Raw genomic sequence first — 14,956 nt, 5'->3', positions numbered from 1 at the left:
CCCCCGGACCCCCGGCCGGGTTCACCGCACCGGAGTGAAGTCCCTCGCCCCGATGCTGTGTTGTCCGGGGGGCGACCCCCGGACCCCCGGCCGGGTTCACCGCACCGGAGTGAAGTCCCTCGCCCCGATGAACTCCGGCCGCCGCACCGGTGCCGCGAACGGCTCCACCGCCGTGTTCTCCACGCTGTTGAACACGATGAAGACGTTGCTGCGCGGGTACGGCGTGATGTTGTCGCCGGAGCCGTGCATGCAGTTGCAGTCGAACCAGGTGGCCGAGCCGGCCTTGCCGGTGAACAGCTTGATGCCGTGCTCGCCGGCCATCGAGGTCAGCGCCTCGTCGGACGGCGTGCCCGCGTCCTGCATCTGCAGCGACTTCTTGTAGTTGTCCTTCGGCGTGGCGCCCGCGCAGCCCAGGAACGTCCTGTGCGAACCCGGCATGATCATCAGGCCGCCGTTGGTGTCGAAGTTCTCGGTCAGCGCGATCGAGACGGACACCGCGCGCATGTTCGGCAGGCCGTCCTCGGCGTGCCAGGTCTCGAAGTCCGAGTGCCAGTAGAAGCCGCTCGCGCCGAAGCCCGGCTTGACGTTGATCCGGGACTGGTGGACGTACACGTCCGAGCCGAGGATCTGCCGCGCCCGGCCGACCACGCGTTCGTCGCGCACCAGGTTCGCGAACACCTCGCTGATCCGGTGCACCTCGAAGACCGAGCGGATCTCCTTGGACTTGGGCTCGACGATCGAACGCTCGTCGGCCCGGATCGCCGGGTCGCTCACCAGCCGGTCCAGTTCCCGCTTGTAGACGGCGACCTCGTCCGGGGCGATGAGCTGGTCGACGGCGAGGAAGCCGTCGAGGTCGAACGCCTGGAGGTCGGCGCTCGCGATCGGTCCGGGCGCGTCCGGGGAGCCCCAGACCACCGGGTCCTGGCGGGGGACGGTCACCTCGGTGGTGCCGCGGGTGGGGTACAGGTCGGTGACGTTCGTGGTCGTCATGCGGTTCACACCTCCTCGGGCTCGGTGAGCAGGGGGTAGACGCCGTTCTCGTCGTGGTCCTCGCGGCCGGTCACGGGCGGGTTGAAGACGCAGATGCAGTGGAAGTCCTCCTTGACCTTGAGCGTGTGCCGCTCGTGGCCGTTCAGGAGGTACATCGTGCCGGGCGTGATGTGGTACGTCTTCCCGGTCTCGCGGTCGGTCAGTTCCGCGTCGCCCTTCGTGCAGACGACGGCCTCGATGTGGTTCGCGTACCACATGTCGGTCTCCGTACCCGCGTACAGGATCGTCTCGTGCACGGAGAAGCCGACCTTCTCCTTGGCGAGGACGATCCGCTTGCTCTCCCAGGTGCCGGATGCCGCCTTCACATGCCGGTCGGTACCTTCGATCTCCTTGAACGAACGGACGATCACGGTGTTGCGATGCCTCCTAGGTGGGGTTCGGACAGGTAGGGGTTCAGACGGTTTCCCGGACGGCGCGGGCGAGGATGCGCAGCCCCTCGTCCAGTTCGTCCGGGGTGATGGTGAGGGCCGGCAGGAGTTTGACGACCTCGCTCTCCGGGCCCGACGTCTCGATGAGCAGACCGAGTTCGAAGGCGCGCCGGGCGACCCGCGAGGCACGGGCCTTGTCGTGGAACTCCATGCCCCACACCAGGCCCCGGCCCCGGTACTCCTTGACGTCGGACAGGTTCTCCTCGGTGATCGAGATCAGCGCCTGCTCGATCTGCTCGCCGCGCGCCCGGGTCTGCTTCTCCATGGCCGACCCGTCGGCCCAGTAGGCCTCCAGGGCGGCCGTCGCGGTGACGAACGCCGGGTTGTTGCCGCGGAAGGTGCCGTTGTGCTCGCCCGGCTCCCAGATGTCCAGCTCGGGCTTGAACAGGCACAGCGCCATGGGCAGTCCGTATCCGCTGATGGACTTGGACACGGTGACGATGTCCGGCGAGATCCCGGCCTCCTCGAAGGAGAAGAACGCGCCGGTGCGCCCGCAGCCCATCTGGATGTCGTCGACGATCAGCAGCATGTCCTGGCGCGCGCACAGGTCGGCGAGCGCCCGCAGCCACTCGGGGCGAGCCACGTTGATGCCGCCCTCGCCCTGCACGGTCTCGACGATCACGGCCGCGGGCTTGTTGAGCCCGGAGCCCTGGTCCTCCAGGATCCGCTCGAACCACAGGAAGTCCGGGACCTGGCCGTCGAAGTAGTTGTCGAACGGCATGGGCGTGCCGTGCACCAGCGGAACACCGGCGCCGGCCCGCTTGAAGGCGTTGCCGGTGACGGCGAGGGAGCCCAGCGACATGCCGTGGAAGGCGTTGGTGAACGACACGATGGCCTCGCGCCCCTTCACCTTCCGCGCCAGCTTCAGCGCGGACTCGACGGCGTTCGTCCCGGTCGGCCCCGGGAACATCACCTTGTACGGCAGGTCGCGCGGCCGCAGCACCAGGTCCTGGAACGTCTGCAGGAACTGGCGTTTGGCGGTGGTCGACATGTCGAGTCCGTGCGTGACGCCGTCACGCTCCAGGTAGTCGATCAACGCCCGTTTCAGGACAGGGTTGTTGTGGCCGTAGTTCAGTGAGCCGGCGCCCGCGAAGAAGTCGAGGTACTCGTGGCCGTCCTCGTCGTACAGACGGCTGCCGCGCGCGCGGTCGAAGACGGTGGGCCAGCCGCGGCAGTAACTGCGTACCTCGGACTCCAGGGTCTCGAAGACGCTCAGGTCGGGCTGGGTGATGGTCACGACGAATCGCTCCTCGGGTGGGGAGAGGGGGAGGTCGGTCGAGGTCGGACAGGGAGATGAGGGAGTGGGTGACGGTGGAGCGGGGCCGGTCGGCCGGGCCGCTCAGGTCAGGTCAGGAACGCGGCAGGTCGGGAACGCCGGCAGGTCGGTGACGTGGGTGGGTCAGCGTGCGAGCGGACCGATGCGGTACAGGACCTCGGGGTCGTGCGGCCCGTCCGGGAACTGCTCGGTCCCGAACAGGACCTCGCGCTCGACCGGGGCGTTGTGGCGGGCCGCGTAGGAGGTGAAGAGCCGCTCGGAGGCGGTGTTGCCCGGGGTGATCGTGGTCTCCACGGCGGTCACCCCGCGCTCGGCGGCGACGCGCGCGGTCAGCGCGTCCAGCAGCCGGGCGGCCAGGCCCTTGCCACGGTGGCCGGCGTCGACGGCGACCTGCCACACCAGCAGAGTGCGGGGGCGGTCGGGGCGCACGTACCCGGTCACGAAACCGACGGGCTCGCCGTCCGCGCCGCGCGCCACCGCGGAGGTGGCGGCGAAGTCGCGGCACCACAGCAGATAGCTGTACGAGGAGTTCACATCCAGCGTTCCGGAGTCCTTGGCGAGCCGCCAGAGCGCGGCGCCGTCGGCGACGGCGGGACGCTCGACGGAGACGGCGTCCGGCATTTCCGTGCGGTCGGTTCGCAGGTCTGCTTGTGCTGCGGTCATGCGAATTGAACTTACCGAGACGAATTCAAAAATGCATCGCCGGATGCTCTTACGCAGCGCGGCGACTTGTGTTATCACGCGGGCGCGCGTTCGCGCGTAGGGCTGGCGTGATGTGCGGTTTTGTCCTTCCATGTCCGGGCGAACCGGACGTCATTGTTGGGTGTGTCACAATGACGTAACTCTCCCGGAATCCCTTGGAATTGCGTCGCCGAGTGTTCGCGGAATCTCTGTGTTTAGGGTCCGGGAAACGGGGCAGAAGAAGACGGGAAGCTGCCCGCATAATCGCTTCGGAATTACTTTTGCTGCATTCGAATCCCGGTAATCCCGTCAATGCGCTGGAAACGCGTCTGTCCGGCCTCCGTCAGGTGCGGCGCCGGAGCGGTCCGAGCGGGACCGACGACGGGGTGGGGCGGCCCGGCCACCGGGGGCGGTGTGGCGCGCGTGGAGTGGTCCGGGCCGGATCTGGGACGAATCAAACGTGCGTTTTCGGCCACTGTGCCGTGGGCGTGGGCGTGGGCATGGGCGTCGGCGTGCCCGGGTGCGCCCCGGCACCCGGGTAGGGGGGCCGCGAAGGCCCGGAACGCCGGGGCGCCGGGTGGTCCGGGGAATCAGGTGGATCGGCTGGATCAGCAGGTGGATCAGGGGGATCCGGGTGGTCACCGCCAGGCCGTCGCGGCGGCGGCCCGTGCGGCCGGGACGTCGACGTTCGCGGCGCCGTGCGTGGCGGCCAGGGCGGTGCCCAGGGCCGTGAGGCAGGCCTCCACCGCCTCTCCGGTGGCGTCGGGGCCGTAGTGGTTGACGCGGATCATCTCCTTGGCCAGGGCGCCGCCGCCGGCCGCCAGCGGGGCCGAGGGGTCGGCCGCCAGGGCCCGTGCCACCAGGTCGGCGGCGGAGACACCCGAGGGCGCGCGCAGGGTGGTCGCGACCGGGGCGGCCTCGGACGCCTGATGCACGTAGGGCTCCAGGCCGCCGCCCAGGGCGCGCGCGCCCGCGCGGGTCGCCGCCGCGGCGGCCCGGTGGCGGGCCATCACCGTCTCCAGTCCGACCGCCTCGATGCGCTCGACGCACGCCTCCAGGGCGAGCATCTCCAACTGGGCCGGAGCATGCAGCAGGGCCTTGCGGCCGCCGTCCACCCACCGCTCCTTCCAGTCCAGCAGGGACAGGTAGGAGCGGCGCGGCGCCCGGGGGTTGGCCGCCATGCGGGCCCACGCCCGCTCGCTCACCGACACCGCCGACACCCCGGCCGGCCCGCCCATCGCCTTCTGCGCCCCGATCACGCACAGGTCCACGCCCCACGCGTCCGGCAGCACCGGCTCCGCGCCGACGGAGGCGACGGCGTCCAGATAGAACAGGGCACCCTGCTCCCGCACCACCTCGCCGATCTCCGCGACCGGGTTGGTGTTGCCGGTCGCCGCCTCCGCGTGCACCAGCGACACGAAGTCGATCTCCGGGTGCTCCGCGAAGGCCTCGCGCACCTGCGCGGCGGTGACCGCCGTGTGGTACGGCACCGACAGGTCGTACACCGTCGCACCGCAGTCCCGCAGCCAGTCGCCGAACGTCTGCCCGTACGGGCCGGTGATCACGTTCAGCGCCGTCGTGCCGGGCCCGGCCGCCGCGCGGATCGCGCCCTCCAGCGGCAGCAGCGCCTCACCCTGCATGATCACCACGTCCTGCTCGGTGGCGAGCAGACGCGCCACCCGGTCCTCGATCGAGGCGAAGCGTGCGGCGCTCAGCGGGGCGAGGTCCAGGAAGGGGTGGGTCACGGCGGTGCGCTCTCTTCTCGATCGTCGCGGGGCCGACGGCGTCGGCGCACTCGAGGGTAACCGGCGGCCGCCTTGCGCCCTCCACCAGTGACGTCCCGGCCCGGGGCCCGCCGGACGGAGCCGACCCGAGGACCGGGTGGACGCGGACCCACCACGGCTCATTAGGGTGCGGTGCATGAGCGATCGCGCGGTGCTGCACGTGAAGGGGCGGGTGCTCGTCGGCCCGGACGAGGACCAGGTCCGGGACGAGCTGTGGGTGGTCGGCGGCCGGATCACGTACGAGCGGCCCGCGGGCGCCCGGGACGTGCGCACGGTCGAGGGCTGGGCGCTGCCCGGACTGGTCGACGCGCACTGCCACGTCGGCCTCGACGCACACGGCCCGGTCGCGGACGACGTCTCCGAGAAGCAGGCGCTGACCGACCGCGAGGCCGGCACACTGCTGATCCGCGACGCCGGCTCCCCCTCCGACACCCGCTGGATCGACGACCGCGACGACCTCCCGAAGATCATCCGGGCGGGCCGCCACATCGCCCGCACCCGCCGCTACATCCGCAACTACGCCCACGAGATCGAGCCCGAGGACCTGGTCGCGTACGTCGCCCAGGAGGCCCGGCGCGGCGACGGCTGGGTCAAGCTGGTCGGCGACTGGATCGACCGCGACCTCGGCGACCTGTCCGCCTGCTGGCCCCGCGAGGCCGCGGAGGCGGCGATCACGGAGGCACACCGCCTGGGCGCCCGCGTCACCGCGCACTGCTTCGCCGAGGACTCCCTGCGCGACCTCGTGGAGGCCGGCATCGACTGCATCGAACACGCCACGGGCCTGACGGAGGACCTGATCCCGCTGTTCGCCGAGCGCGGCGTCGCGATCGTCCCCACCCTCGTCAACATCGCCACCTTCCCCGCCCTGGCGGCGGGCGGCGAGTCGAAGTACCCGCGCTGGTCGGCGCACATGCGCAGCCTCCACGAGCGCCGCTACGACACCGTCCGCGCCGCCCACGACGCGGGCATCCCGGTGTACGTCGGCACGGACGCCGGAGGCGCGCTGCCGCACGGCCTGGTGGCCGGCGAGGTCGAGGAACTGGTCACGGCCGGCATCCCGCCGCTCGAGGCCCTGTCCGCCGCGACCTGGGCGGCGCACTCGTGGCTCGGCCGGCCCGGCCTGGGCGAGGGCGCGCCGGCGGACCTCGTCGTCTACGAGAGCGACCCGCGCGCGGACGTGCGGGTGCTGGCGGGCCCGCGCCGGGTGGTGCTCAACGGCAAGGTCGTCGCCTGACGCCGGTCAGCGGCTCGCACGGCGGGAGTCAATGGTTGCCGCCGCACCAGGTTGACGGAACGTGACCCGTAGGCGGCCCTGCTCGTTGCGCACTCCGTCGTACGCGCCGGTGCGTCCCTCAGCGCCTTCGCACGCGAGGAGCAAGAGGAGGGACGACAGAGAACACCCGTGCCGAAAGAATCGAAAACCAGGCCGGAAACCCCACGATGGAGTGAAGTCACGCTGGATCGCTGACCGTTCACTCTCAGTGCGTAATCCTTGCGGGGTCCCAAGCAGTCATCTCTGGGGGTCCCATCCCGTGAACGGCCACACCTTCCGCCTGCCCGCGCGCCGCTGCGCCACCGCCGCCGCGGCCACCGTCCTGGCCGTCGGCCCGGTGACGCTGGCCGGCGCGGGCTCCGCCCACGCGACCGCCGACCACGGCCGCGCAAGCGCGTCCGTGCTGCGCACCGATCTCGACGTGTCCCTGCTCCACAAGACGGTGAACGTCCCGCTCGCCGTCTCCCTCAACGAGGTCCAGGCACCGCACAGCGCCGAACGGACGGCGCTGACCGCCCGTCTCGACGGCGTGAACCACGGAAAGCCGTTCAGCGTGCTGCGCGCGGAGGTGGCGAAGTCGTCCGCGACGGCCTCGGCGACCAAGGCCGAGGGCACGGTGAACCTCGCCCACGCCCGCGTGCACGTCCCCGGCCTGCCCCTCCTGTCCCTCATCGAGGTCGACCAGGTCACGTCCCGCGCGACCTGCGAGGCGGGCAGGCCCCCGGTGGCGAGGAGCAACGTCCTGGGCGCCGTGACGGTCCTCGGCAAGAGAGTGACGCTGACCCCCGACGGCCCCACCGTCGTGCGGGTCCCCGGCGTGGGAGAGGTCCGCCTGGACCTCTCCCACCGCGAGACCACCTCCCGCACGGCCGCGGCGACGGCCCTCCGGCTGAAGGTCTCCGTCAACCCGCTGAAGCTCAACGTCGCAGAGGTCGAGGGCACGCTGACCCTCGCCCGGACGACGTGCGAGTCCCCGACGCCCGCCGAGCAGTCGTCGGCGCCCACCCCACCCCCCACCCCCGACACGAAGCCCCAGACCGCCGCCCCCGACACCAAGCCCCAGGCCGCCCCCGCCCCGAAGCAGGACCTCGCGGAGACAGGAAGCAGCTCCCTGACCCCGTACCTGGCGGGCGGCTCGGCCGTACTGCTGGCAGCGGGCGGGGGAGCGGTGGCGTTCGCGCGCAGGCGCAAGGGGAGGAGCTGAACCGGAACGGCGGGACCACGGCGTGTGGCGCGCGTCAGGGCGACGGCGCGCCACACGCACGGATCGAGGGCGTGCGAGCGGCTGGGTTGCGCGGCGCTCTGAGGCGCGTCAGCCCTGGAGCGTCGGCATCGATTCCCACGTGTCATTGTTCTCGATCGGCTTGTCACACAGCAGGTGTCTGCGGAGTCCGGAGAGGCCGTCGCAAGATCGGCACTTGTTGGCCGAACTGCAATGGGTCCGCGCAGTGATCCGGGGGAGCGTCTTCGGCCATCAGGGCGTTGCTCCTTCTGACGGTTGCGTCACGGCCACGGTAGGGGCAAAGCTGATATCCCCTGAGGACGCTGAGAGTTGGGGACTTCACGCCCTGCCGGCCGGGCCTCGCCGCGTGCTGGAGGCCCGCTCATCGTGAGGTCGGCACGGATTGCGTGTGGCAGAGGAGAGCACTCTCAGCTTGGCCGAATATCGCCCTGAGGCTTTGGGGTGGCTGGGGGCGCGATGGACGGTTTGACCGTGACCAAGAGTGCTTGACGTGACACCACTCGAAGCTTTGAATCCCGCTTGCCTTTGAAGATCTTGTGACCGTGGGGGCGGGTTCTGTGCGGGTGGGCTGGGGCGGTCTTGCGACCGTGGTGCGTCGTGGACGCAGACGACGAAGGACGGGCAGGGCGGCCGGCGCCATAACGGCGGTGTTCGCCACGGTGGCGGTGTCGCTGACCTTGCCGACGCCGACGGCTTCCGCCGCTGCCGCGGACACCTCGGCCCTGTCCGAGGGGCAGCAGGCTCTGGCGCAGGCACAGCAGTCCGGTCAGCGGGTGGAGGTGCTGGGGGAGCGCACCGATCGGACCACGGTCTACGCCAACCCCGACGGGTACACCTTCACGCTGGAGGAGTCGGCGGTCCCGGTGCGGGCGCCCAAGCCTGACGGTGGTTGGCAGACGCCGGATGCCACGCTGGAGAAGCGGTCCGACGGGTCCGTGGCGCCGAAGGCCGCGGCGGTGCGTATGGCATTCTCCGGAGGCGGCGATACGGCACCGCTGGCTCGGATAACCGAAGAAGGCAAGTCCCTGCAGCTGGGCTGGCCGGGAAAGCTGCCGGAGCCGCGACTGGATGGCCCGAGCGCCGTGTATGCCGACGTCCTTCCGGACGTCGATCTGAAGCTGACCGCGACGCCGGAGAGCTTCCAGTCGGTGTTCGTGGTCAAGACGCCCGAGGCCGCCGCCAGTGACGAGCTCAAGAAGCTCACCTTCTCCCTGAAGTCCGAAGGCCTGAGCGTGCGTGAGGGGGCGGCCGGCAACCTGGCGGCGCTCGACGCGGACGGCCGTACGGTGTTCAAGGCCCCGCCGGCCCGGATGTGGGACTCGGCGGGGGACGCCGGAGATGCGGGGGCACAGACGCAGCTGACGGTGACGAAGGCCACCACCGCGGAGACCGAGTCCTCCGATCCTGCCGAGACCGCGCCGTCGGGTTCCGGTCTTGAGCCCGGTCAGGGTGACACGGTGACGCACATGGATGTGGACGTCACGGCCACCTCGCTGTCCGTCGTGCCGGACGCCGACATGCTCAGCGACACCGACCCCTCGGCGTTCCCGCTGTTCATCGACCCGCCCGTGACATGGGGCGAGTCGGAGCGCACCCTCCTGCGCAGCGACGGGTACGAGTCCTACGGCTGGGGCAACGGCGACGACGACCAGGGCAAGGGCGCCGGCAAGTGCGGTACCTGGAGTGGCTACTACTGCGGCCCGGGCTATGTGCAGAAGCTGTACTTCGAGTTCTCCCCGTCCAGCCTGAAGGGCAAGAAGGTTCTGGACGCCACGTTCCGCGTGACCGAGCCGTGGGCGTTCCAGTGCGATCCGCGCTGGGTCGACCTGGTACGGACGAACAACATCTCCTCTTCGACCACCTGGTCCTCACGGCCGAAGGAACTGGACTGGATGGTCGACCGGTACGTTTCCGCCGGGCGAGGGTCGCTGTGTGACCCGGACTCGCCGACGGCGCCGATCGAGTTCAACGACAACCCTGATGAGTCGAACGAGAACCTGACGCCTACGGTGAGTGACTTCGCCGCCGGAAAGTTCTCGCGGCTGACGCTGGAGATCCGGGCGCACGACGAGTCGGACACCTCGGCATGGAAGCGGTTCAGGAACGACGCGGTGCTGGCGGTGGACTTCGTCGGTCTGCCGGACAAGCCCACGTCGGTGGGGGTCAAGGGCGGGGGAACCAGCACGACGCCGGTGTGCGAACGCAGCCAGGACGATCCGGCGACCATGTCCGATCCCGAGCCGCTGCTCCAGGCCACCACGCAGACGAAACCGGGCGGTGAGAGTGGCGCTCAGCTCCGCATTTATTTCGACCTCGACGTACAGAACGGCGACGGCAGTTGGTCGGACGTCACGCCAGGCAACGGATCGTTGAGCCCCTCCGGCACACCTGTCGGTGACAACAAGGTGGTGAACTTGAAATGGTCCAAGCTGACGGACAGCAAGCTGTACCGGTACCACGCTTGGACCTGGTCCTACTACAACGGCGGTGCCAGCCATCTGAGCAGTGAGGCTTCGGACGGCTTCTGCTACTTCAGGATCGACACGAGCGCCCCCAAGGCCCCGACGATCACCGTCGGCGCCCCGTACAGCGCCTGCACTTCCAACCCCTGCGAGCCAGGGGGTGGTCCCGGGGTGCCTGCGACGTTCACCTTCGCGCCGAACGCTGTGGACACCGACGTCACCTCGTACCAGTACAAGTTGTCCACCGACAGTGCGTGGTCGACGTGGTCGACGGGTATCGCCAAGGTGGTGCCACAGCTTGCGGGCACCTACACGCTCCAGGTCCGGGCGCGCGACACGATCGGCCGACCGGGCGACATCGCTCAGTTCGACTTCATGGTCGCGGCCGGTGAGGGCCCAGTGGGGCGCTGGCACTTCGATGAGTCCAGTGGTGCCGCGCTGGACTCCGGCACAGCAACCGGTTCCGCACGTCATAGCGCAACTCTGGCCGGCGGTGCGGTGCGCGACGACCGCGGTCGGCGCGGGTTGATGACCCACGATGCCTCCGGCGCGCTTCTGCCGGAGCCGGTCACAGACAAGGGGCTGGCCCTGGACGGCACCACGGGGTATGCGAGCACCGCCGATCAGGTGCTCGAAACCCGGGCGTCCTACACAGTGTCGGCTTGGGTACGGCTGACCTCGACGCCGACGCACAATCAGACGGCTGTCAGCCAGAACGGCGCACATCGCAGCCCCTTCTATCTGGGTTACGAGATCTCGGCGGGCAGCTGGGCGCTGCGGGCGGTGAACCAGGACGCTCCGCCGGGCGGCTCCTGGTCCTACCAGAAGGTGGCCGCAACCGTCGCGCCGACGGTTGGAGCCTGGACCCACCTGGCGGGCGTCTACGACGCTCAACAGCAACAGATACGGCTCTACGTCAACGGCAAGCTTCAGGGCAGCGCGCCGTACACGACGGCCTGGGCGGCCACGGGGCCCTTGCAGATCGGCCGCACGTTCTGGTCGGACACCTATTCCGACTTCTTCGGCGGTTCCGTCGACGAGGTGTCGGTGTGGCAGCAGGCACTCACCGACGTGCAGATCGCGAACGAGGCCAGAACCCGCACTTCCGACGATTACGCGGGCGTCGAACTGGTCGCAGACTGGGCGGCAGACCGCGGCAGTGGCAGCACCGTCCCCGACACGACCTCCGGCTACGGCAGATCACTGACTTTGGCCGGCGGTGCCTCGCTGGACGGCGAGTCCATCGTGCTGGACGGGGTGAGCGGCGCCGCAACCACGAGCGGGCCGGTCGTGGACGACACCGGGTCCTTCACGGTCACGACCCTGGCTTCGCTGGACGGCGACAAGCTGGCCACCAAGGACGTCGGGTACACCGGTCAGGTCCTCGGGCAGCGCACGGCGGACGGTTCGGCCTGGGGGTTCTGGTACGAACTCAAGGGCAAGGACACGGTGCTCGATGAGGAGACTCTCGAGGACAAGATCGTGCCGTCCGGGAGGTGGCATTTCGGGCGGTTGAACGCGGACGGCACCTTCAGTTCAGTGATTTCCGAGGAGGTCGCCGCGGTGGACGGCATGGTCCGGCTCACCGGCGTCTTCGATGCCCAGGCAGGCACCATCAGTCTTTACGTGGGCGGCGTTCGGAATGGTGCCCCGCAGGCTTTCACCGCCAAGACTGGGTCGGGAGACTTCGCGATCGGCAAGGCATTCACCGGCGGTGCATGGCAGCACTACCTCCCGGGCGAAGTGGCGGAGGTACGCATGTGGGCCGGCGCCATGGCCGGCTGGCAACAGGTCGAGGAAACCGTAGGCGACTGACAGGGCCGTGGGTGAGGACAACCCCGACGGGGTTGCCTTCACCCACGGAGCCGGACCGGCACGGCGGGCTGCGCGCTGTTTGCTGAACTTCTATTCATACGGGACTGGTTGGGACAACGATGGCGTTTGGCATAGGCACCTCAAGGTGGCGTCGCGGTGTCGTGCGGCGTCGTACTGGCCGGCTGCTGGGGCAGTCGCTGGCTTTGGCGCTGATCGTGCCGACAGGATTGGCGCAGGTGGCCCAGGCAACCGAAGCGCGCGGCCTGGGTCGGCCTGACGTAGCCGGGACCAGGGCCAGCAAGGTCAAGGAGTTCGACGGGCCGGGCGCGAAGAAGGCACGGCAGAAGGTCGCCCGTGACAAGGAAGCCAACGCGGATGAGGTGCGGCGCGCGGCCACGGAGCGCAAAGCCGGCTGGCCCAAGCCGAGCAAGGCGACGTTCACGCTCACCCAGGGGCACGTGAGCAAGGTAGACCCGGGTGGTGTCCCCATCACGGTCAGCCCTCGGCCAGGAACCCCGGCTGCCGATTCCAAGAACGCGGTAAAGGAGCAGCGGGCGGCCAGTGGCACAGCGCGCGTCAGCGTGCTGAACCAGGAAGCCGCCCGGAAGGCCGGCATCACCGGTGTCCTGCTCACAGCCGACGCGGACACAGCCGGCGCTGCCGAGGTCAGCATCGACTACAGCGGTTTCGCGTCCGCGGTAGGCGGTGGCTGGGCCCAGCGGCTGCACCTCGTGCAACTTCCGGCCTGCGCACTGACCACTCCGCAGCGACCTGAGTGCCGTCGGCAGGACGTGCTGGCATCGGACAACGACATCGCTCACCAGACCGTCTCCGCCACGGTCGACCTGACCGAGGCAGGGAGTGGTCCTTCCGCCCAGCTTGTGCGATCGGCGGGCAGTACCGCCCCGACAACGACCGTGCTCGCGGTCACCGCCGCCGCGGCCGGGGGCTCCGGTCAGTCGCCGTCGGGCACCGGCAACTACTCGGCCACCCCGCTCTCACCGTCCTCGTCCTGGGAGGCGGGCGGCAGCTCGGGCTCCTTCACCTGGTCGTACGACTTCGCCCTGCCTCCTGCGGCGGCCGGTCCCGTGCCGCCGCTGTCACTGTCGTACGACTCGGGCAGCATCGACGGCCGCACCGCGACGAGCAACAACCAGGGCACATCGGTGGGCGAGGGCTTCACCCTCACCGAGTCCTATATCGAGCGCAGCTACAACTCGTGCGACGACGACGGTCATGACGACGTCTTCGACCAGTGCTGGAAGTACGACAACGCCCGCCTGGTGCTCAACGGCAGGTCCACACGCCTGATCAAGGACAAGGACAGTGGCGTCTGGCATCTGGAGGACGACGACGCTTCCAAGGTGACCAGGTCGACCGGGGCCGACAACGGTGACGACGACGGCGAGTACTGGACCGTGACCACCGGGGACGGCACCAAGTACGTCTTCGGCCGGGACAAGCTGGACGGCGCGGACACCCAGCGCACCAACTCCACGTGGACCGTGCCGGTGTTCGGTGACGACTCCGGAGAGCCCGGCTACACCGGCGGTGACACCTTCGCCGACCGTGCACTCACCCAGGCCTGGCGGTGGAACCTCGACTACGTCGAGGACACCCACGGCAACGCCGCCACCTACTGGTACACGAAGGAACAGAACTACTACAGGAAGAACAAGTCGACGACAGCCGGCGCCTCCTATGTCCGGGGTGGATACCTCAACCGGATCGAGTACGGCCTGCGCAAGGGCGCGCTGTTCACCGACAAGGCGGACGCCAAGGTCACCTTCACCTACAAGGAGCGCTGCACCGCCGCAGACTGCTCCAGCCTGACCAAGGACACGGCCGACAACTGGCCCGATGTGCCCTTCGACGCGATCTGTTCGAAGGACGACTCCGACTGCAACGCGGCCGGCCCCTCGTTCTTCTCCCGCAAGCGCCTGACCGGTATCGACACCTTCTCCTACAACGCCACCTCCAGCGCCTACGACCCGGTGGACTCCTGGGCGCTGGATGAGCAGTACCTGGACGGCGGGGACATCGGGGACAGCTCCGACCAGGTCCTCACGCTGAAGTCGCTCACCCGCACCGGCAAGGCGGGCACGTCGAGCATCGGGCTCAAGCCGGTTTCCTTCACGTACCAGATGCGGCCGAACCGGGTCGACGCCACGGACGACATCCTGCCGCTGACCCGACCTCGCATCTCCACCATCACTTCCGAGACCGGAGCCATCACCACGGTCAACCTGTCCTCGCCGGAGTGCAAGCGCAGCGAAGTCCTCACCGCACCCCAGGACACCAACACCCGCTCCTGCTACCCCCAGTACTGGCACATCAACGGTGCGGAGAACGCCGCGGTCGACTGGTTCCACAAGTACCGGGTGCTGGCCGTGGCCGTCTTCGACCCGGCCGGCAACAACGAGGCGGTCGAGTACGCCTACGACTACAGCGGCGCCGCCTGGCACTACAACGACGACCCGTTCACACCCAAGGACGAACGCACCTGGTCGGACTGGCGCGGCTACCGCCAGGTCACGGCATGGACCGGCAGGACCAGCGTGACCCGCTCCAAGACGGTCTCGCTCTACATGCAGGGCATGCACGGGGACAAGAAAAAGGACGGAACCACCAAGTCCGTATCCGTCGAGCCGCTGCTGGACACGGACGTGGACTTCGGCCCCGCCTACGACAGCGACCGGTACAAGGGCGTGCTGCGTCAGCAGGTCACCTACAACGGCAGCCAGCCCATCAGTAGCGTCTTCAACAGTTACACCTACAAGCAGACCGCCACACAGACCGTCCCGGACGCCGACCCTCAGATCGCCCAGTGGGTCCACAACTCCACGACCTACACCAGCACCTACCTCACCGCTTCGAACAGCTGGCGCAGCCACGGTACGACAGCCCGCTACGACGACCTGGGCATGCTCAGCTCGTTCGACGA

At 69.3% G+C, this 14,956-nt stretch carries 8 protein-coding genes and 1 pseudogene; 4 read left to right on the top strand and 5 right to left on the bottom strand.

The window, feature by feature from the left end:
• Positions 1-96 precede the first annotated feature (96 nt).
• The 5 genes from thpD to ACWDUZ_RS37780 all read right to left on the bottom strand — a co-directional run bounded on the left by thpD (position 97) and on the right by ACWDUZ_RS37780 (position 5,180).
• Positions 97-990 carry an ectoine hydroxylase gene (thpD, locus tag ACWDUZ_RS37800; RefSeq protein WP_451636360.1) on the bottom strand — a complete coding sequence of 298 codons (894 nt, stop codon included), beginning with the start codon at positions 988-990 and terminating at the stop codon, positions 97-99.
• A 5-nt stretch (positions 991-995) separates the two neighbouring features.
• Entirely contained in the window at positions 996-1,400 is a 405-nt protein-coding gene (locus ACWDUZ_RS37795; protein ID WP_358864211.1) for an ectoine synthase, read from the bottom strand.
• Between the two features lie 43 nt (positions 1,401-1,443).
• On the bottom strand, positions 1,444-2,715 hold the full coding sequence (ectB, locus tag ACWDUZ_RS37790; protein ID WP_451636359.1) for a diaminobutyrate--2-oxoglutarate transaminase: 1,272 nt from the start codon (positions 2,713-2,715) through the stop codon (positions 1,444-1,446).
• 162 nt (positions 2,716-2,877) lie between these two features.
• On the bottom strand, positions 2,878-3,417 hold the full coding sequence (gene ectA, locus ACWDUZ_RS37785) for a diaminobutyrate acetyltransferase (RefSeq protein WP_451636358.1): 540 nt from the start codon (positions 3,415-3,417) through the stop codon (positions 2,878-2,880).
• A gap of 656 nt (positions 3,418-4,073) precedes the next feature.
• Positions 4,074-5,180, bottom strand: coding sequence for a pyridoxal-phosphate-dependent aminotransferase family protein (locus tag ACWDUZ_RS37780; protein WP_451636357.1), 1,107 nt, complete (start codon positions 5,178-5,180; stop codon positions 4,074-4,076).
• A gap of 175 nt (positions 5,181-5,355) precedes the next feature.
• Between ACWDUZ_RS37780 and ACWDUZ_RS37775 the strand changes: the two genes are divergently transcribed.
• The 4 genes and pseudogenes from ACWDUZ_RS37775 to ACWDUZ_RS37760 all read left to right on the top strand — a co-directional run.
• The gene (locus ACWDUZ_RS37775; protein ID WP_451636356.1) at positions 5,356-6,453 is read left to right on the top strand and encodes an amidohydrolase family protein; all 1,098 of its coding nucleotides are present in this window, start codon (positions 5,356-5,358) and stop codon (positions 6,451-6,453) included.
• Positions 6,454-6,751: 298 nt separating this feature from the next.
• Positions 6,752-7,696 carry an SCO1860 family LAETG-anchored protein gene (locus tag ACWDUZ_RS37770; protein ID WP_451636355.1) on the top strand — a complete coding sequence of 315 codons (945 nt, stop codon included), beginning with the start codon at positions 6,752-6,754 and terminating at the stop codon, positions 7,694-7,696.
• Between the two features lie 1,001 nt (positions 7,697-8,697).
• Complete coding sequence (locus ACWDUZ_RS37765) at positions 8,698-12,012, top strand: LamG domain-containing protein (protein WP_451636361.1); 3,315 nt, start codon at positions 8,698-8,700, stop codon at positions 12,010-12,012.
• A gap of 119 nt (positions 12,013-12,131) precedes the next feature.
• Positions 12,132-14,956: pseudogene (locus ACWDUZ_RS37760) on the top strand (RHS repeat-associated core domain-containing protein); the annotation flags it as partial.

The sequence above is a fragment of the Streptomyces sp. NPDC003393 genome, from assembly GCF_053589015.1.
The sequence above is the reverse complement of the archived record's forward strand: the minus strand, read 5'-3'. Positions and strand labels throughout refer to the sequence as shown.